Genomic DNA, 20,450 nt, shown 5'->3' on the forward strand with positions numbered 1-20,450 from the left:
TTTCAGATAAGATTTATCCATGGAAAATAATCTAAGCATCGTCAAAGATACCTTCAAAGAGCTACCAAACAACATCGAAGCTGAGCAATCAGTTATCGGATCTATTTTGGTGTCGAATGAAATATTTGATGAAATTAATACAGTAGTTTCAAGTATTAATTTTTATGATCCAATGCATCATAAAATATTTTCTGCAATCGAAAGCCTTATTTACAAAGGGATGCTCGCAAACCCTATCACCTTAAAGAATTATTTTGAAAATGAAAAAGATGAAATTAATGTACCTGAATACTTAGTTAAAGTTACAAAATTTTCAACATCATCAAGACAAGCGATTGAGTATTCAAGAATTATTTATGACATGTTCGTCAGGCGTGAATTAATTAAAATTTCTGAAAATACAATTGATGCTGCAAAAATAAATGACCTTAATACTAATGGTCAAAACATAATTGAAAACTCAGAAAGATTATTGTTTGATTTAGCTGAAAAAGGTTCGTTCAACTCATCTTTAATTAAATTTGATGAAGCAATGAAACAAACCATTGAAATGGCCTCTGCTGCTTATAAAAATGATGAAGGAATTGTTGGAGTGCCAACAGGTCTTCGAGATTTAGATGATAGATTGGGTGGATTACATAATTCTGATTTAATTATTATTGCTGGAAGACCTTCAATGGGTAAAACTGCACTTGCAACCAATATAGCTTTCAATGCTGCTCAAAAATTGCAAGAAGCTGGAAAAAAATCATCAGTAGCATTTTTTTCTCTAGAGATGTCTTCAGAACAATTATCAACTAGAATTCTAGCAGAGCAATCAAGAATCAAATCAAATGATATAAGACGTGGAAGAATATCAGATGAACAGTTTGATAAATTTATTGAAACATCAAAAAACATAGCTGAGTTACCTCTTTATATAGATGAAACTCCAGCAATTAGTATTGCTGCAATGAGTAATAGAGCAAGACGAATTAAAAGATTATTTGGTCTAGATTTAATTGTAGTCGATTACATACAGTTAATGAGAGGATCTTCTGGAAATAGAGACGGTAGAGTTCAAGAGATTTCTGAAATTACCCAAGGGCTTAAGGCAATGGCAAAAGAACTTAAACTTCCAGTTATTGCCCTATCACAGCTTTCAAGAGCTGTTGAACAAAGAGACGATCACAAACCTCAATTGTCAGATTTAAGAGAATCAGGATCAATTGAACAAGATGCAGATGTCGTAATGTTTGTCTATAGAGAAGCTTATTATCTAGAAAGAAAAGAGCCAAGACCAGCAACCGTTGAGCATGCAGAATGGCAAGCTAAAATGAATGAAGTATCAAATTTAGCTGAACTTATTATTGGAAAACAAAGACACGGGCCCACAGGTAATATCATGGTAGAATTTGAGGCAATGTTTACTAAATTTAAAGATACTCAAAGTAACTAATATCAAATATATTAGTCTTAAATGCTATCTCATTTATACCAAAACACTATATTAAAGAATCCAAAATCAATTTTTGTATTGCTTATAATAACGTTGCTAAGTTTTGGTTATTTTTCAAAAGATTTTAGATTAGATGCTTCATCTGAAACCCTTTTAATTGAAGGAGATCCTGATCTTAAATATTTACAAGAAATTACTGAACGATATGGCTCTAAAGAATTTTTAGTTCTAACCTACTCTCCTAATGAAGGAATGGTTGCAGAGTCTTCAATTAATAATCTTTTAAGTCTTAAATATAAAATTCAAAGCCTAGACTGGGTACATAGTGTAGTAACCTTACTAGATATTCCTTTATTAAATAATTCAGAAGCACCTCTACAAGAAAGATTAGAAAGTTTTACAACCCTAAAAGATGAGGGTGTTGATACTGAGCGGGGATTTAAAGAAATATTAAACAGCCCTGTCTTTAGAAATTTTGTTATCAGTGAAGATGGTAATACTAGTGGAATAATTGTTTATATTAAAAAGAATGATTTAAAAGATTTAGAAAATAAAACTGATGAAGAAATAGAAATTTATAAAGATACTTTAAAGAAGAAAAATCATGAAAACATTACTGAAATAAGAGAGATTATCAAAAGCTATGAAGATATAGGTAAGATCTACTTAGGTGGTATCCCTATGATTGCCGATGACATGATGTCATTTATCAAAAGTGATATTATTGTATTTGGCCTAGGAGTTCTATTGTTTATCATCGCAACACTCTGGTTTGTTTTTAGAAAATTAATTTGGATCATTGTTCCAATTAGTAGCTGTTTCTTTTCTGTATTAATTATGACTGGATTGCTCGGTCTACTTGGTTGGAAAGTAACTGTTATATCATCAAACTTTATTGCACTGATGTTGATCTTAACTATGGCAATGAATATTCATATGAGTACTCGTTTTCTACAGCTAAAGAATGATTTTCCAAATTTAGATAATTTTAAGATTATCTCAATGACCACTGGCAAAATGTTTTGGCCAATTATCTATACCGTATTAACTACAATATGTGCTTTCCTTTCATTAATATTTAGTGGCATAAAACCTATTATAGATTTTGGATGGATGATGACCTTTGGTTTGATCACTTCATTTATTATAACCTTTACGTTGCTGCCAACACTTCTTAACTTCATGTCTGATAATAATATTAGTATTAAAGAAGATGAAGGTTCAAAAATTACTGCCTTTCTTGGAAAAATATCTATTAATAATAAAAGTATTATTTTTGTAATTACTGGTTTTATTTTAATTGCAAGTGTCCTTGGTATAAGCCGTCTTGAGGTTGAAAATAGTTTTATAAATTATTTTAATAAGAACACTGAAATTTATAAGGGCATGAAACTAATTGATGAAAAATTAGGTGGCACCACACCCTTGGAGGTAATCTTAAAATTTCCTAAACCACTAGAAGAAAATTCAAGTGAGGATGATGAATTTGAAAGTTGGGACGATGAAGAAAGTCAAGATGATGAAAAATATTGGTTTACTAAAGATAAAATCGATAAAATTCAGTCTGTTCATAATTATTTAGATAATTTACCCGCAATCGGTAAGGTTTTGTCTTTTAGTTCCATTATCGAAGTTGCAACCCAGCTTAATAATAATAAACCATTAGGAACTTTAGAGATGGGTGTTTTATATTCTAAGATCCCAGAAGGTATTAAAAAAGAGATTATAGATCCATATATTTCAATTAAAGATAATGAAGCAAGAATAAGCTTAAGAATTATCGACTCTCAAGAAGGATTAAGACGAAATGATTTAATAAATAAAATTAATTATGATTTAGAAAATGAATTAAAATTAAGTAAAGAGGAATTTAAACTAGGTGGTGTGTTAATTTTATTTAACAATTTATTACAAAGTTTATTTAAATCTCAAATACTAACTCTGGGATTGGTAATGACTGGAATTTTTATAATGTTTTTAATCTTGTTTAAAAATGTTAAATTATCTTTAATTGGAGTTGTGCCAAACTTTATTGCAGCTTTTTTTATCTTAGGAATTATAGGGTTGCTTGGAATACCTCTTGATATGATGACTATCACTATCGCAGCCATTACCATAGGCATTGCAGTCGATAATAGTATTCATTATATCTACAGATTTAAGGAAGAGTTTACTAAAACTAACGATTACAATAAAACACTTAAAACTTGTCACTCAACTGTCGGCGTTGCAATACTCAATACTTCAATTACAATAGTATTTGGTTTTTCAATTTTAGTTTTCTCTAAATTTATACCTACAATTTATTTTGGTGTATTCACTGGCATAGCCATGTTGCTAGCAATGATTTCTGTTTTAACCCTACTTCCTTCTCTTCTGCTAATTAGTAAACCTTTCGGAAAATAAAACAGTTATGGTGGATTTTTTAAAAGATTTTTATGAAGCAATCTCTTTAATTGATCTCATCTATTTGATTATAACAATAATGTCTGTCATCAAATGTTACGGTAAGGGTTTTGTTTTAAGTTTGTTGTCAGCTTCAAAATGGTTATTGGCTTATGTGGTCACTTTAATCTTATTTCCAAGAATTAAACCCTATTTTAAAAACATAATTGATAGTGAGTATGTGCTTGATGTAGCCCTTGGAGTTGTTATTTTTGTTTTGGTTATATTTATTATCTTAATTGCCAATAGAGCAATCAGTAAATCTATTAAGTTTGTTGGACTAGGAAGACTCGATTCTATTTTTGGTTTATTTTTTGGTTTTATTAGAAGCTATATAATCTGTGTTTGCTTATTCACAGCGATAGATATTGTTTATAATTATAACAAATGGCCAATTAACATCGATAAATCATACACCTTTCCATACATTGAAAAAGGTAGTAATTATCTAGTAAAAGAATTTCCAAATGAAAAAAGTTACCAAAATTCTAAAGAAAAAATTGAAGATATATAATCCAAAATTAAAAGAAGAGTGTGGAGTTTTTGGTGTTAGCAATAGTGAAGATTCCGCTGCACTTACTGCCTTAGGCTTACATGCTCTACAGCACAGAGGTCAAGAAGGTTGTGGAATTGTAACTTTTGATGGCAAAAAATATCATTCTGAAAAAAGATTTGGTTTGGTGGGTGATAATTTCAATAAAGAAAAAGTATTAAATAGTCTACCGGGTAACTATGCTATTGGTCATAATCGATACAGTACAACTGGTGAAAACACTTTAAGAAATATTCAGCCTTTCTTTGCTGACACTAATGCAGGAGGCATAGGTGTTGCGCATAATGGAAATTTAACCAACTCCATTACCCTAAGAAATAAATTGGTTGAAGATGGTGCAATTTTCCATACGACATCTGATACTGAAACTATTGTTCAACTCATTGCAAAATCAAAGCGCAATAAAACTATTGATAAAATTATTGACGCAATTTTTCAAATTCAAGGTGGTTATGCTTTAGTTATGCTTACCCAAAATATTTTAATTGGTGTTAGGGATCCTCATGGAATAAGACCATTAGTGATTGGTAAAATTAAGAATAGTTTTGTATTTGCATCTGAAACTTGTGCGCTAGATATTATAGGCGCAAAATATATTAGAGATGTTGAAAATGGTGAAGTGGTTTATGTTGAAGAAAACGAATTAAAAAGTATTAAGCCTTTTCCTCCTAGAAAAGTTCGCCCTTGTGTTTTTGAATATATTTATTTTGCAAGGCCAGATAGTTTACTAAATGGTAAATCGGCTTATGAGTATAGAAAAAAGTTTGGTATTGAACTTGCAAAAGAAAATAAAATTGAAGCAGATATAGTGGTGCCTGTTCCAGATTCTGGAAATTCAGCAGCTCTTGGGTTTGCTCAACATTTAGGGATAAATTTTGAATTAGGCTTAATTAGAAATCATTATGTTGGTAGAACTTTTATTGAACCTAGTCAAAAAATTAGAAGTCTTGGGGTTAAATTAAAATTAAATGCTAATCAATCTACGATTAAAGACAAAAGAATTATTTTAATAGACGACTCGTTAGTAAGAGGAACGACCTCTCACAAAATTGTTAAGATGTTATATGATGCAGGAGCTAAAGAAGTTCATGTAAAAATTGCTTGCCCAGAAATTAAATATCCTGATTTTTATGGGGTCGATACCCCAACTAAAAAAGAATTATTAGCGGCTAATAAAACCAATGATGAAATTTGTGAATTCATTGGTGCTAAATCTTTAGACTTTTTATCAATTGAAGGTTTGTATAGAGCAATGGGATTTGAAAAAAGAGACAAAATTTATCCACAACTTACAGATCATTATTTTACAGGTGAATATCCTGTTAAACCAATTGATATCTTAGGTGATGATAAAATTACACAACTATCTCTTTTAAGCACAGCATCAAATAATTAAATTTCTATATATAAAATATGATCACTCATAAAGAAAATATCATTAATTATTTCAAGTCCGGTATTAAAGAGGTTAAGAACTTTAAAATCGGAATTGAACATGAGAAATTTTTATTTGATCAAAAAAAAAATAAACGTATCGACTACCCCACTATACTTAAAATGTTTTCAGCTTTAACTGAATTTGGCTGGCAGCCTATTATGGAAAAGCAAAATATTATTGGACTTCAAAAACAAGGAAAAAGTATTACTCTTGAGCCTGGAAATCAAATTGAGCTATCAGGTGATAAACTTAATAATATTCATGAGGCTTGTGCAGAATCTCATGACTATTTATTTGAATTACAACAGGTTACTAAAAAATTTGATTTAAAAATTGTAAGCTCAGGTTTTGATCCAATATCAACACGAGCAGAAGTGCCAAACAATCCAAAACAAAGATATATAGTAATGACTAATGATATGCCAAATGGTGGGCCCTTAAGTTTAGATATGATGTATAGAACTTGTGGTACTCAGTTAAATCTAGATTATGATTCAGAAAAAGATTTTATTAAAAAATTTAAGGTTATAAATTCAATAGTTCCTATATCTATTGCCCTTTTTGCAAACTCATCCATTGTTGAAAAAAAAAATAGTGGTTACATGTCTTATAGATCAAAAGTTTGGCAAGAGACCTCTAGAGGTGGATTGCCTAAAGTTTTTTTTGATAACATGGACTTTGAAAAATATGCTGACTTTGCAATAAATTTTCCTCTTCTATTTATTCAAGACAATAAAGAGTACTTATCTGGAAATAATTATTCCTTTCAAGATTTTATGGATGGTAAAATTAAAGAGATCAATAACAGGGTTCCTACTGAAGATGATCTAACAACACACTTGAGTACAATCTTTACTGAAAATAGATTAAAAAAATACATTGAATTAAGATCAATGGATACTTGTGGGTGGGACTGCTTATGTTCAGGTCCAGCTTTTAACACTGGAATTCTGTATGGTAATTTAGATGAAGCATATGATTTAATTTCTAAGTGGGATAAAAACAAAATTATTAATGCCTACCTTGAGGCTCCAAAAAAAGGTTTTAATACTGAATTAATGGGTAAAAATTTACTTTACTGGTCTTCAATTTTACTTGGGATTTCTAAAAAAGGTCTTAAAACAAGAGATGTTTTAAGTAAATCTGGAGAAAGTGAGGTAAAATTTTTAAATCACCTAGATAAATTAATTGATAATAAGACAACAAACGCAGATCATATGATAAATAAATTTTCTAAAAATGAAAATTTAAATGACTTATATGACAAGTAAAATAGTTGGTATTCAAGCTAACCATCCTTCAAAATTAAATCCAAAAAGTGATACAAGTGTATTTTTAGCGGTAGAGGCCCAAAGATTAAATTATAAAATATTTCATTATGACCCTAAGGATCTATCTATTATCAATGATAAAGTTTTAGCTAAGGGTTTTTTTATAAAATTTAATTATACAAATAAAAATTTTTTTAAAATTAAAAGTAAACAAACTTTAGATCTTTCAAAATGTAAATATATCTTAATACGTCAAGATCCTCCTTTTAATTTGGAATACATCTCTACAACCTACATCTTGGATAAAATAAAAAATAAAGTTAAGGTTATTAATAATCCAACGTCAGTTAGAAATGTTTCTGAAAAATTATATTCAGCAAAATTTCAAAAATTTATGCCAGCAACTATTTTTACTAGAGATCTTCAGAAAGTTTATAAATTTTTTAAAAAATATAAAGAAATGATTATCAAACCCATACATAGTTTTAGTGGAAATGATATTCATCTTATCAAGGGTAAGCTTAATAAAAAATTGGTTGAAAATTTTATAAAAAAACACGGGCATATTATGTGTCAAAAATTTTTATCTAAAATTAAGTTTGGTGACAAAAGAGTTTTTATTATCAATGGTAAAATTTCTGGTGCCATTTCTAGAGTTCCTAAAAAAGGCTCGTTCTTGAGTAATATGAGCAAAGGTGCAGTTCCTATTCCAATTAAACTAACACAGATTGAAAAGAAAATTTCAACTATAATTGCAAAAGACCTTAAGAAAAATAATGTCTATTTTTCTGGTATTGATTTTATCGATCAAAAATTAAATGGAGATATTAATATAACTTCTCCGACAGGTTTAAAAACTTATTATGACCTGACCAATATAAATCTTGCTAAAGTTTTTTGGAAAGGATTAAAAGCTTGAAAAGTTTAACCGATCAACAAAAAGGTTCACTACTTGCGTTTGTTGCAGTAATGTTTATCACCCCCGATAGCCTATTTATTCGGCTTTCTAATGTTGATACTTGGGGCTTAGTATTTTATCGAGGTTTAATTCCTTTTGTTACTGTTTTTTTAGGAATGTTAATAATTTATAGAATTAACTTTTTTAAAATGCTTTTTGCTAGTGGTTATTATGGTTTACTTTACATAGCGACATTCTCCGTTACCAATATTACTTTTGTGGTCTCTATACAAAATACTAATGTTGCTAACACTTTAGTCATGATTGCAATGGCACCGATGTTATCTGCAGTCTTAGGAGGTATTTTTTTAAAAGAAATGCCTGATCGTAAAACTTGGATTGCAATTTTTGTAACCTTTATGGCTGCAATTTATATATTTTACGACTCTATTCAGTTGGGTAATATTTTTGGCGATATTTTAGGTCTTATAACTGCTCTTGGATTGGCTGTTGGCGCAGTTACTATTAGAGCTGCAAAAGATAAAAATTTAATACCTGCGGCAGTAGTTGGTAAGTTAATTGTGGCTTTATTTGCTCTAATGTTTATCGAAACCTTTGCTCTAGTTGGCAATGATCAAATTATAGTACCTTTAATGTGTATTTTATGTGTGGCAATCCCTTTTGTGCTGGTTACGATTGCTCCAAGATTTATACCTGCGGCTGAGGTTAATTTATTTTTCTTACTTGAGACCATTATAGGCCCTATTTGGGTATGGCTGATTATTAAAGAGCAACCAAGCCTTGAGACGATCCAAGGTGGAGTTGTGATCATAACAGCCATAGCTATTCACTCATTTATCAAGCTAAAAAACTCATAATAAAATCACATTTAAGACTTGATTTAAAAGTACATGGGAAATATGTACGGTCAAATTTATGAATAAAGTATTAAAGAATTCTTGGGCACTTTTTACGGGCATGGGTTTTCTAATGATGGCCTATGGGTTTCAAGGCTCTCTGCTAGGCGTTAGAGCGGTTGCGGAAGAATTTAGTTTAATGGCAACTGGCTTTATGATGTCAGGCTATTTTGTTGGATATTTCATTGGTGCAAAAATTATACCTAATATTGTAGCAAGCGTAGGACACATTAGAGTATTTGCAGCATTTGCATCTATTGCATCACTTATTGTTTTAATGCATTCAATTTTTGTTAATCCCTATATCTGGTTTATTTTAAGAGTACTCACTGGAATAAGCATGGTCTCAATTTATACTGTAACTGAAAGTTGGTTAAACGATAGAGCGACTAATAAAAATAGAGGTAGTATTCTCTCTATCTATATGGTTATTTTATATGGTGCCATGGGAATTGGTATGTTTCTTTTAAATTTTAGTGATCCAATTAAATTTGAGCCATTTATTTTAATTTCTGTACTTACATCAGCTGCACTGGTACCAATTTTACTAACTAAAAAGAAGCCACCCACCTTTAAAAAAGTTAAAGGAATGAGTTTAAAAGATGTTTATGCTGCATCTCCCTTTGGAATGGTTAGTTCATTTTTTTATGGAACCATTCAATCAGCTTTATTTACATTACTTGCAGTGTACGCAGCATCAATGAATTTTACAATTTTTCAAATTTCTGTTGTAACTTTTTTATTAGCTATTTCTGGTGCCGTATCTCAATGGCCCATAGGTAAAATTTCTGACATGTTTGATAGAAGAAAGGTAATCATCTATTCAACTTTTGGAGCAGCTTTTTTTGCGCTTTGTGCAATTCTAGCTTCAAGACAAATGTATTTACCTGGAGAATTAGCGACTAATAAAACTTGGTTTTATTTATCCTTAATTTTATTTTCATTTTGTAGTTTGCCAATGTTTTCTTTAATTCTCGCTCACACCAATGACTTTATCCCTAAAGAACAATTTGTTGCAGCGGGTGCTAGTTTACAATTTACGTTTGGTATGGGCGCTATGAGTGGTCCGTTTTTATGTTCAATTTTTATGAATATTGTTGGATTAAATGGATTTTTTGTTTTTATAATATTTTTTCATATACTTATTGGTTTATTTGGCTTGTATAGAAACACAATAAGAAAAGTTATTGAGAATCCTGACTCTCAGTTCGTTGCAATGCCATCAACTATTACACCAGTTGGAATAGAATTAAGTCCTAGTACAGAAGATATAGATGAACCTAAAAAAACTGAAGATACACAAGTTACTAATTTTTAAATAAGATTATTTAGGCGTATTGCCCAGCAACAAATCCAGATGACCAAGCCCATTGAAAATTATAACCTCCTAAATGACCAGTAACATCAACCACTTCTCCAATAAAGAATAAACCTGAATGTTTCTTAACCATCATTGTCTTTGAAGATAATTCATTAGTATTTACACCTCCCAAGGTAACTTCTGCTGTTCTGTATCCTTCTGAACCAGTGGGATTAATTGCCCATGAATTTATAGCATCACTTAATTGTTTAATTTTTTTTGAAGACAATTCACAAATATTACCACTAACTTCATTCTCTTTACATATTATTTGTGCAAGACGTTTTGGTAAAATTTCAGAAATGATTAAATTTATATCTTTTTTTGGTTCCAATTTTTTCTTGCTCTCTAATGATTGAAATAGATTTAGTTTTGGGGCTAAATTTATATTAATATTATCTCCTAATTTCCAATATGAAGAGATTTGCAATACAGAGGGTCCACTTAAACCTCTATGAGTAAATAACATGCCCTCTTCAAAAAATGTCTTTTTAAACGAAACCACAGCTTCAACTGATAAGCCTGCAAGCTCTTTACATTTAGCAAGAATTTTTTCACTGAACGTTAAAGGAACTAGCGCTGGTAATGTCTCAACAATATCTAGATCAAATTTCTTAGCCACTTTATAACCAAAGTTACTAGCACCAATCTTGGGGATAGATAAACCGCCCGTTGCTATGATCAAGGAATTTGCAATGTATTGATTGGAGTTTGTAGTTATAAAATACCCTTCATCTTTTTTTCCAACATCGTCAACAATTACTTCTTTTTTAAGTACTACATTCGCTTTTTCACATTCTAACAACAGCATATCAATAATTTGCTGTGCACTTTCATCGCAAAACAATTGTCCTAATTTCTTTTCATGAAATTTTATATTGTGTTTTTTAATTAAATTGATGAAATCATTTTGTGTATATTGATTTAATGCCGATATGACAAACTTTGGATTTTGAGAAATAAATTTATTAGGCTTTGTATGAATGTTGGTAAAATTACATCGCCCTCCTCCTGATATTCTAATTTTTTCTCCTATTTTCTTTGAGTGATCCACTAAAAGAACTTTTCGACCTCTTTTACCAGCCTCTATAGCACTCATCATGCCAGCAGCGCCTGCACCAACTATAATTACGTCATAGGCTTCTGTATTCATTATTTTTTCAATTAGTAATGAGGAGGTTTTTTATTATCAGTGATAATATTTGCCTCTGATCCGTCATTAAGCTCATTAATTCTTTTATTTAAATTTAAGATTTCCTGTTTTAAAGTTTTAATTTCTTTTTGCTGGGAGTATAGCTCCTCACTCATTTGTGATATTTCGTGTTGAAGAAAGCTAATTTGTTCTTCTAATTTTTTAACTAAATTTTCCATATAATTTTAATTTATGTGACTTTTGAGATAAAACAAGAATTGGATCTTTTTTGATTGATATAATTTGTCTTTCATTAAAATAGAGCTAATTGAGATTGCCCTAATTAAAAAATACATTATTGTATAAGCAATTAAAAAGTTATGCCTTCATTTGATGTAATCAGTAAAATTAATCACCAGGAATTTGATAATGCTTTAGCAAATTGCTTGAGAGAAATTGGTAATCGGTTTGATTTTAAAGGGCTTAATATCTCAATTGAGCGAAAGGACCAAGTAATCACAACTTTAGCTCCAGACGAATTGAAGTTAAAACAAGTTAACGAATTGCTGCAAGTTCATCTAATTAGAAGAAAAGTAGATCCAAGAGTAATTGTTGTAAAAAATTCAGAAAATGCAGCAGGTTCATCTATTAGACAGGTTAGTGAACTTAAAGAGGGTATTAACCAAGAAAATGCTAAGAAAATTATAGCTGATATAAAAAAACTAAAGCTTAAAATTCAAATCAAAATTCAAGGGGAAGAACTACGAGTTGAAGGAAAAAAAAGGGACGACCTTCAAGAAGCTATTTCGGCCATTAGAGGAATTGATATTGGTCTTCCTATAGAATTTGTAAACTTTAGAGACTAAAAATCATAAAATAGCAATCATAGGTTGAACTCATTTTAGACAGTATTTAAAAAAATTAATATAAATCTAGTTGAATATTAATAATTTCTTTGATCAAATAATTTTTTTAAAATATGCCTTTAAAAAATAAAAAAAAAAGAAAATTAAATCTTCAAAAAATAAGTCTAGCTTAATAAAACTAGCTTCTATTACCACCAATACTTTAAGTAATGCATATTCAAAATATAAACAAAACTTAGAAAAGAAAAAAATCAAAGAAATTAAGTTAAAAAAACTTCAAGAAAAAAATGAGATTTTAAAAGAACAAAAAGAATTAAAAATTTTGAAAGAAAAACTTGAAAAAGAAAATAATAAATTAAATTTAAAAGATAAAGAATTAAAAATTAAAGAAGAGTCTATTAAAATAGAAAATAAAAGACTAATTAAAAAAGATGAAGATTTGGGTCAAATTGATAAAGATCTCAGAGTAAAAGAAAAAGAGCTTAAGCTTAAAGAAGAAGAGCAAAATAGAAAAGAATTAGATTTAAGAGTTAGAGAAGAAGAACAAAAAAACAAAGAATTAAAGGAAAGAAGAAAAAAAGAAAAATTTTTAAAAGAATTAAGAGAGCAAGAGGAATTAGAGAAAAAAATTGAAAATATTAAATTGAAAGAATGGGAAGAAAAGTTTGACCAAGAACAAAAATTAAAATTACAAGAAGAATTAATAAAAGAACAAAAGTTTAAAGAAAGAGAATTTGCAAAAAAAGAGATAGATAACAATCAAGACTCAGAGGTAACTACTTCAGCTTTAGAAAATTTTAAAATTGACAAAAACTCTCAAAACTAAACTTAGATAAAGAAAACGCAAGTAAACTGTGGAAAATGATACAGGAAGCTGGCGGTTATTTGGGGAGTTAGAGGAATTGATATTGGTCTTCCTGTAGAATTTGTTAACTGTAGAGATTAATTAAATAGATAATAGTAGAGTTTAATTTTAAGATTTATTAGCACTTGTAGTTTCAAACTATATCCACTCACCATCATGATCTAAAATTATAGAGAATTAGTTTTTTCAAAAACAGTATAAATTTTCCCATTAAAAACTTTTAAATAATCAATTGATAACTCCCTCTCAAAATATAAATTTTCTTTATAATTTAAGATAATTAAATCGGGTCTAAAATCTTTATCAAAATTCATTTTTTTAAATCTTTCTTTTAATCTTTTTTTTTCACTTAATGGAATAATAGAATACCACCAATCAATTTCAGATATAGTTTTAATTTTTTCAATATCTTCACTTAAATATTCATTTACTAAAGGTTTGTAATGTCTCATTTTATTAACTACGTATTTGTAGTTAAAGTAGGTAGGTGCAAAACATTCTCTTATACAGTCTCTATTTTCAATTTTTTCATTAAAGTTTTTTTCAGTTACATTGAATGTTTTGAACAAATAAAAAACTAAATTTTCAATTTGATCATCTCTTAATGATGATGAAAAACCTGACGGTATACTGATATATTTATTTCCTAAACTAAACCAAACATGATCAAAAAAATCATTACCATAAAGAACTTTGTTACTATTCTTATAATCTTTTTGATTTAAAAATTCATAAATTTTTTTTTCCTCTTTAGATTTTTCTAAATTACTAATGCCGTAATAAAAATTAAATATCAAAAAAATAGATAATAAAGACATTAAAGAATATACAATAGCCCTATTATTAAAAAGTTTTTTGGTTAAAAAGAAAAAGAATACAAAAATAAATAAAAATAGAGCAAATTTTGTAATTGTTAAGAAATGATGTGCAACTATTATCTTATTACTCAGTATCACAAAAATTATTGGTGAGATAAAACTTGAAATAACAAAAAATAATAATACTAAAAAATAATTATTTATTACACTGTCATTAAATTTTATTTTTACATATAATTTTGCCATAAAACAAATTAATAATAGTATCAAATATTCCATTTGTGAAAAAATTCTTAAAAATTCAAGTGCATTATCATATTTATCATTAATAGATAGGTAATGTACTCCTATTCTGTTAGCGTAATCTGGCTCTGAAAAATACTGTTGAACAAAAAAAATACCTACACCAAATAAAACTATTAATGAAGATATAAACAAAATTTTAATCTTTAATTTTAGATCATGAGGTCCCTCATATAAGAGCTTATAGAGAATAGCAAAAAAAGTTAACATAGAAAAAACAAAAAAAAGATGAAAAAAACTATTTGCTAATAAAGCCAAACACACTGAGGCTATATAAATATTTTTTTTATTTTCTAAAAAATTCTTTGAGAAAAAAATAATCAAATTTAATATTAACAAAAATGCAAAAATACTGGTAGTTAATGGTCTTGGGAAACGCAAACCAATAAACTCTATGATAGGATTTAATTGCGCAAAAACATCTGGTTTAAAAATTTTTCCAAATTCTATAATTTGACATATAATCAAAAGCAACAATATACCACTAATACAATTAGTTTTATTATTATCAAACTTTATTAGTATTAAAAATAATATATAGATGATTAAAAAGAAAAAAAATATCTCAAGAATAAAAAAAGCATAATAACCAAAAAATTTAAAAAATATTGCATGAATCAATATTGAAAATATTGGAAAGCCAATAATTTTATCTGAAATTTCGAATTTAGACCAATCAGTTGAAAAATCGAATCTAGAGAAGCTCTCTACTAAATAAACATATTCTTTGTCGGTAAATCTTATTATTTTTAAAATTAACTCTTCTTCAGGAAATTCAATAAATGATAAAAAATATTTTAAACTTACGTAAAAAAAACTTATTAAAAAAAATAAGACTGATTTTCTCAATACAAAAATTTTCATTATTTTATACTTTTTCTAAAACTATTTTTCTTCCTAAGGCAAAAATATTCGGAAAAAATTTTACTAGTAATTTATCAATAAAGTGTAAAACACTAAGTAGTGTATAATTTAATGGTACATAAAAACACTTTGAATAAATGCCACCTGAATTAATAAATATAAAAAATTCTGAGTAATTTTCATAGATGATTTTAAATGATCCTTCCATTTTTTTTTCAAAAAAATCTTTATTCTTAAATAAAAGATAGGCTACTGCTTGATTAGAATTCCATGGATTATTATTAATTTTAACTGATTTATTTTTATCCCAAACATCAACTGTAAAATCAAAACCTTCGTGTTTAGTTATAAGTGTAATTAATTGATAAAAAATAGAAACATGAGGTTCAAAAATTATCAATCTTCCACCTTTTTTTAAAATTCTATGCATTTCTTCTAAAAATAATACTGGATGTGGAACATGATGAATCATATTTGAAGCAATAACGAAATCATATGAAGAATTTTTAAATTTAGTTTTTTCAGCATCAATATTCTTAAAATCCAAATGAGCATCATTCGAAAAATCACTGGTCTGTATAAATTTTGAATTCAACACTTTTTTTGAAAAAGCTGCCCCTGCACCTACCTCTAAACCTATATCTTTTGATTTAATAAAATCTTGCATCCATTCAAACCTTTTTTTTGCTAAAAAAACTAAATTTTTATTTTTTCCTAGCTCAAAATCACTAATTACATTTGGGATTGAATGTTTTTGAAGTTTTGTAGACTCTATGTTAAAAACTAATTTTTTAAAGATTTTGATCATTTTTTAAAAAAATATTTGATAACTAGAACATAAATTAAATTATTTGAGATAAAATAAGGTTTTAGGTTATGAACAAAGAAAACGCAAGTAAACTGTGGAAAATGATACAGGAAGCTGGCGATTATTTACTAGGACAGCTCCCCAGTCATCCCAATCATCCTAAAGGGAGAAACCCCTACGCACATGTTGCCTTGTGTGTAAAAAATAAATTTCAAGCAAGTTATAAAGATATTCCAGACACTAAGTACGATGAAGTTGTAGATTATATCAATTTTTTAAAAGACAATCCAAGTTAAGATGAAAAAACTTCATTTCCTTCAAAAATTTCTCCATCCTCTAAGGGTAGTAAATAAATCCCCATATCTATATGATTATAATTTCTTCTGAGTGTTAAAGGTAGATTGATATCTTGTTTATCTGAATTAATTTTCAAATTCGTTGCTGAACATCTCGGGATATGTCTTAAGACTTTAAATTGAGTATTATTAATTGTAATAGTTTTTCCAAGCCATTGTCTTTCTTTCCAAGCTTTTAAACCTTTGATATAAATATTTCCCCTAAAACGCTCAAACTCAATTTTTTGATTAATCTTTAACTCAAAATCTTTGATGCTGTTTAAATTTATCAGTGAGATGCTATTCGACACACTTTCACCACTTGTGGTATCATAAAAGGGATAAGACTCATTTTTAAGCAAATAACTTGGTTGAGATAAATCTTTTTCAAGCTCAATAATTTTATTAGCAAACTCTTGTCTTTGCTCATCACTATCAATTGATGAGCACATAATCTCTCTTGTATCCTTTGATAAATAAATACAATTATCTTTGAGTTCAAAATTATATTTATTAAGTACAGGCGTATTCTTTAAAGTCATAAAATTAATTAGTTCTCTTTGTGTTGGATCTTGCTCTATTTGTTTTGCCTTTGTCAGATTCACTCCTCTAGAAAATGCTAAAATTCTATCGTGTAAAATTCCAATTTGCTTTTTAATAGTTGCTTTTTTAATATTTTGAAAAGACAGTGATTTAATTGGAGAAAAATATAGAGATGAAATAGTTAAACTCATTCTCTAAGGTTTATTTAGATTGATTTATACTTTCAAGAAAACTCTCAACATCTGAATTTTGAGTATTCCATGCAGCAACTAAACGAACTGCTTGGCCATCTAGCTCATCTTCATTCATTTTATACCCAAGTGAATTTAAGTGTTCAATCATTTCTCTTGGAAATTTTGCAAATACTTCATTGGCTTGTGTTGGGTAAGCAAGTTTTATACTATTGTGTTTCACTAAACCGTCACTTAGCTTTTTACCCATTTCATTTGCTTGTTTGGCATTTTTTAACCATACATCATTTGAAATGTATGCATCTAACTGAGCAGAGACAAAACGCATTTTAGATAATAGGTGCCCTGCTCGCTTCATTAAAAAAGAAATATTTCCCACTAACTTTGGTTTGAAAAAAATAATTGCTTCTGCTGCGATACAACCATTTTTTGTAGCACCGAAAGATAGAACATCTATTCCTGACTTCCATGTCATTTCTGCGGGTGTACAATTAAGAGCAACTAACGCATTAGCAAATCTTGCGCCGTCCATATGCGTATTTAATTTATGTTTGTGTGCTACATCAGTTATTTTTTTAATTTCATCTAATTCATAAACCTCACCTGTTTCACATACTTGTGTAACACTTACTGATGAGGGTTGCGTATGATGAACAATACCTGTTCCACTAATATTTTTTTCTAATTCTTCAGGAGTAATTTTACCATTAATGCCTGTTAAAGGGATTAATTTAGCACCACCCGTATAAAACTCAGGAGCACCACATTCATCAGTATTAATATGAGCTAGTTTATGACAATAAATATTACCAAATACAGGTGTCATAGTTGATAATGCAAGAGCATTAGCGGCAGTGCCTGATGCTGTTGGATAAACAATTACTTCTTTTTCAAATATTTCAGAAAATTTTTCCTGTAAAACTTTAGAGTAATCATCATTGCCATAGGGTGCACTATCTCCTTCGTTAGCTTTCATTAAAGCATCTAAAACTTCAGGGCAAGCTCCTGCGACATTGTCAGAGGCGAATTTAACTCGCTCTCTTTTTGTTTTAATTGTTGCCATAATTATTGTTTTGGAAAGTAATCTTTAAGTTCACCTTCACGGTAAACATCTGCTGTACAACAATGGAGACCTCCACCAAATGCATATGCGTCTCTTAAATCAACAGGGATTACTTCCATTCCTAATTTATCTAATTGTTCTGCTTGATATACTTCACTTTTTTCAACACACACTGTTTTAGGATCAAGCACCAATACATTCATTGATAACCAAGTAGAAGAATAACATAATGGAGGTGGTTCATTATGTGCCGGCTGAGCGCTATCAATTATTTTCCATCCATTATTTTCAAATAATTTTCTTTGTTCTTTTGGCAATCTTCTTTGAGGATTATTAATGATTAATCCTTCTTTAATAGGAGTAAAGGTTGCATCAATATGAATTGGATAAGGATCACCTGGAAAATTTACAGCGTGTACTCTGTGATCTTTGAAATGCCTTTTAAGCCAATCTATGCCTTTAAGATTAGTAGTAAATCCATGCTGTACCACTAAATCTTTACCAAATCTTAAAACATCTGCTGCATCAAATAATGGTTCTTCTTCAGTTGTTACAAAAAACTTGTCTTCAGTCCATTCTAATCTTTTTTGAATACCAATTTTATCTGATAAATAATCTTTTCTGTAATCTGCATCTGTTAACCTTGGTTTAGGCGCAGACTCGTGCCTCATATTTGGATCGTCATTATAATATTTTTGTAATAATGGTCGGTAACATAGGTACTCAAACCATCTGCATCGATAACTCATTGTCGCCTCTAAAATTTCACTGCCTACAGTTAACAAAACGTCTCGTGGAGGCATACAGCCAAACATTGTTTCTGCTTGCCAATCTGGTGTTGAAATTTTTTGATTAAAATCTATTGGGTCTGGTCTATCAACTTTAATTCCTCTTTTTTCAAGCATGCTCGAAAAATCATCTAATAATTGATTGGCTTTATCGACTGTATCTTTAGTTCTTGGTCCAAACTGACCTCGCATATCACTGTCTTCTGGAACCTTTGCATCTAATGCAGGTTCTGGTGCTGGAATACAAGTGCCATCAGCCTTACCAACAATTACATGTTTTAAAGGATCCCATTCGTTCCAACTGCTAACTATAGTCTTATCACTCATAATTTAGGATTTAATAATATTATGTTCTGGTCCAAAAGGAAACTTAGTAATATTTTCAGCACTATCTTTTCCTATAACTAAAATATCGTGTTCTCTGTATCCTCCTACACCAGGATTACCTTCTGGTATCATGATCATTGGTTCCATTGAAACCACCATATTTTCTTCTAATACCGTATCAATATCTTCTCTAAGTTCTAGTCCTGCCTCTCTTCCATAGAAATGAGATAAAACTCCAAAAGAATGTCCGTAGCCAAATGTTCGGTATTGTAGATAACCTAATTCTGCAAATAATTCATTTAATTCATGACAGATGTCAGAACATTTAACTCCTGGTTTGATTAACTCTAAACCTCTTTTGTGTACTTTTATATTAGCTTCCCAGGCTTTCAATGATGCATCGTCTATTTCATTTACAAATAAAGTTCTCTCAAGTGCTGTGTAATAACCTGAAATCATTGGGAAAGTATTTAAAGATAAAATATCACCTGATTTTAATTTTCGATTAGTTTTTGGATTGTGTGCTCCGTCAGTATTTAAGCCAGACTGAAACCAAACCCAAGTATCCATGTATTCAGCATCTGGATATGTTTTGGCAATTTCTCGCTCCATTCTATCTCGGCCTGCAATTGCTATTTCAAGTTCACTTTCTCCAACTTTAATATGTTTAACAATTTCTTCTCCTCCAAGATCAGCAATTCTTGCTCCATTTTTAATCACTTCAATTTCTTCTTTGGATTTAATCATTCTAAGCTTCATTAAGTCTTGTGAAACATCACTAAAAGTTGAAAAAGTAAAAATAGAGTTAAGTTTTTCTCTAATATCAATAGTTACATGATCATTTTCTATACCAATACTTTTTGGCGGTTCGTCTCTACCAATTATAGAAACTATTGCTTTTAGAAAATTATCTCTTTTCCAGTCAGTATAAATTACATTATCACAGTGAGACCTTCTCCAAGGTTGACTAGCATCAATATTGGCAGAAATAGTTGAGATTTTATTTTCTGTTACAATGCAGCCATAAGGTCTGCCAAATGAACAATAAATAAACCCTGTGTAATAAGCAATATTATGCATTGAGGTTAAAATAATCATATCAAGATTATTTTTACTCATTGCTTCTCTTAATCCATTAACTCTATTTTGATACTCCTTATCAGTGAATGGTAGTTTTACTTTATCACCATTGTGTAATGTAAAAAAATCTGGTCTTTCCATCTAAAG

Annotated in this window: 19 protein-coding genes; 11 read left to right on the forward strand and 8 right to left on the reverse strand. The window is 29.2% G+C overall.

Features of this window, described 5'->3' with window-relative positions; translation table 11 throughout:
• The first annotated feature begins 19 nt into the window (after positions 1-19).
• From AC5SLO_RS04310 to AC5SLO_RS04345, 8 genes are read left to right on the forward strand one after another with little or no spacing between them, the layout of a single operon-like run.
• Positions 20-1,438, forward strand: coding sequence for a replicative DNA helicase (locus AC5SLO_RS04310; protein ID WP_494572755.1), 1,419 nt, complete (start codon positions 20-22; stop codon positions 1,436-1,438).
• Between the two features lie 21 nt (positions 1,439-1,459).
• Positions 1,460-3,844: an efflux RND transporter permease subunit gene (locus AC5SLO_RS04315; protein ID WP_494572756.1), complete on the forward strand. Its 2,385-nt coding sequence runs from the start codon at positions 1,460-1,462 to the stop codon at positions 3,842-3,844.
• Between the two features lie 7 nt (positions 3,845-3,851).
• Positions 3,852-4,397: a CvpA family protein gene (locus tag AC5SLO_RS04320; protein ID WP_494572757.1), complete on the forward strand. Its 546-nt coding sequence runs from the start codon at positions 3,852-3,854 to the stop codon at positions 4,395-4,397.
• Positions 4,351-5,832, forward strand: coding sequence for an amidophosphoribosyltransferase (gene purF / locus AC5SLO_RS04325; RefSeq protein WP_494572758.1), 1,482 nt, complete (start codon positions 4,351-4,353; stop codon positions 5,830-5,832). Before AC5SLO_RS04320 ends, purF begins: the two co-directional genes overlap by 47 nt.
• A gap of 17 nt (positions 5,833-5,849) precedes the next feature.
• Complete coding sequence (locus tag AC5SLO_RS04330) at positions 5,850-7,145, forward strand: glutamate--cysteine ligase (protein ID WP_494572759.1); 1,296 nt, start codon at positions 5,850-5,852, stop codon at positions 7,143-7,145.
• Positions 7,135-8,064: a glutathione synthase gene (gshB, locus tag AC5SLO_RS04335; RefSeq protein WP_494572760.1), complete on the forward strand. Its 930-nt coding sequence runs from the start codon at positions 7,135-7,137 to the stop codon at positions 8,062-8,064. The genes AC5SLO_RS04330 and gshB overlap by 11 nt, the downstream gene beginning before the upstream one ends.
• On the forward strand, positions 8,061-8,921 hold the full coding sequence (locus AC5SLO_RS04340; protein WP_494572761.1) for a DMT family transporter: 861 nt from the start codon (positions 8,061-8,063) through the stop codon (positions 8,919-8,921). The genes gshB and AC5SLO_RS04340 overlap by 4 nt, the downstream gene beginning before the upstream one ends.
• Before the next feature lie 58 nt (positions 8,922-8,979).
• Entirely contained in the window at positions 8,980-10,278 is a 1,299-nt protein-coding gene (locus AC5SLO_RS04345) for an MFS transporter (protein WP_494572762.1), read from the forward strand.
• 10 nt (positions 10,279-10,288) lie between these two features.
• On the opposite strand, the gene AC5SLO_RS04350 is transcribed toward AC5SLO_RS04345, so the two are convergent.
• Together AC5SLO_RS04350 and AC5SLO_RS04355 are read right to left on the reverse strand one after the other, a co-directional pair.
• Positions 10,289-11,473 (reverse strand): BaiN/RdsA family NAD(P)/FAD-dependent oxidoreductase, encoded by a 1,185-nt coding sequence (locus AC5SLO_RS04350; RefSeq protein ID WP_494572763.1) that lies wholly within the window; start codon positions 11,471-11,473, stop codon positions 10,289-10,291.
• 11 nt (positions 11,474-11,484) lie between these two features.
• On the reverse strand, positions 11,485-11,691 hold the full coding sequence (locus AC5SLO_RS04355) for a SlyX family protein (protein ID WP_494572764.1): 207 nt from the start codon (positions 11,689-11,691) through the stop codon (positions 11,485-11,487).
• A 141-nt stretch (positions 11,692-11,832) separates the two neighbouring features.
• Between AC5SLO_RS04355 and AC5SLO_RS04360 the strand changes: the two genes are divergently transcribed.
• Positions 11,833-12,318, forward strand: a complete 486-nt coding sequence (locus AC5SLO_RS04360) for a YajQ family cyclic di-GMP-binding protein (protein WP_494572765.1) — start codon at positions 11,833-11,835, stop codon at positions 12,316-12,318.
• A gap of 322 nt (positions 12,319-12,640) precedes the next feature.
• Positions 12,641-13,144: a hypothetical protein gene (locus AC5SLO_RS04365; protein ID WP_494572766.1), complete on the forward strand. Its 504-nt coding sequence runs from the start codon at positions 12,641-12,643 to the stop codon at positions 13,142-13,144.
• Between the two features lie 206 nt (positions 13,145-13,350).
• Here the strand turns inward: AC5SLO_RS04365 and AC5SLO_RS04370 are convergent, their stop codons facing one another.
• Both AC5SLO_RS04370 and AC5SLO_RS04375 read right to left on the reverse strand, forming a co-directional pair.
• Positions 13,351-15,168, reverse strand: a complete 1,818-nt coding sequence (locus AC5SLO_RS04370) for a hypothetical protein (RefSeq protein WP_494572767.1) — start codon at positions 15,166-15,168, stop codon at positions 13,351-13,353.
• Between the two features lie 4 nt (positions 15,169-15,172).
• The gene (locus AC5SLO_RS04375; protein WP_494572768.1) at positions 15,173-15,976 is read right to left on the reverse strand and encodes a class I SAM-dependent methyltransferase; all 804 of its coding nucleotides are present in this window, start codon (positions 15,974-15,976) and stop codon (positions 15,173-15,175) included.
• A 68-nt stretch (positions 15,977-16,044) separates the two neighbouring features.
• Here AC5SLO_RS04375 and AC5SLO_RS04380 point away from each other — a divergent pair, with 68 nt between their 5' ends.
• Positions 16,045-16,272, forward strand: coding sequence for a hypothetical protein (locus AC5SLO_RS04380; RefSeq protein WP_494572769.1), 228 nt, complete (start codon positions 16,045-16,047; stop codon positions 16,270-16,272).
• Here the strand turns inward: AC5SLO_RS04380 and AC5SLO_RS04385 are convergent.
• Genes AC5SLO_RS04385 through AC5SLO_RS04400 form a run of 4 tightly spaced genes read right to left on the reverse strand, consistent with a single transcriptional unit; the run spans position 16,269 to position 20,444 of the window.
• Positions 16,269-17,045 (reverse strand): MOSC domain-containing protein, encoded by a 777-nt coding sequence (locus tag AC5SLO_RS04385; protein WP_494572770.1) that lies wholly within the window; start codon positions 17,043-17,045, stop codon positions 16,269-16,271. The two genes, AC5SLO_RS04380 and AC5SLO_RS04385, sit on opposite strands and share 4 nt — an antisense overlap.
• A 10-nt stretch (positions 17,046-17,055) precedes the next feature.
• Entirely contained in the window at positions 17,056-18,108 is a 1,053-nt protein-coding gene (locus tag AC5SLO_RS04390) for a threonine aldolase family protein (protein WP_494572771.1), read from the reverse strand.
• A gap of 2 nt (positions 18,109-18,110) precedes the next feature.
• Positions 18,111-19,223, reverse strand: a complete 1,113-nt coding sequence (locus AC5SLO_RS04395) for a serine/threonine protein kinase (RefSeq protein WP_494572772.1) — start codon at positions 19,221-19,223, stop codon at positions 18,111-18,113.
• 3 nt (positions 19,224-19,226) lie between these two features.
• Positions 19,227-20,444 (reverse strand): aminopeptidase P family protein, encoded by a 1,218-nt coding sequence (locus tag AC5SLO_RS04400; RefSeq protein ID WP_494572773.1) that lies wholly within the window; start codon positions 20,442-20,444, stop codon positions 19,227-19,229.
• Positions 20,445-20,450: the final 6 nt, after the last annotated feature.

Source organism: Candidatus Pelagibacter sp. PS_44, assembly GCF_059417735.1.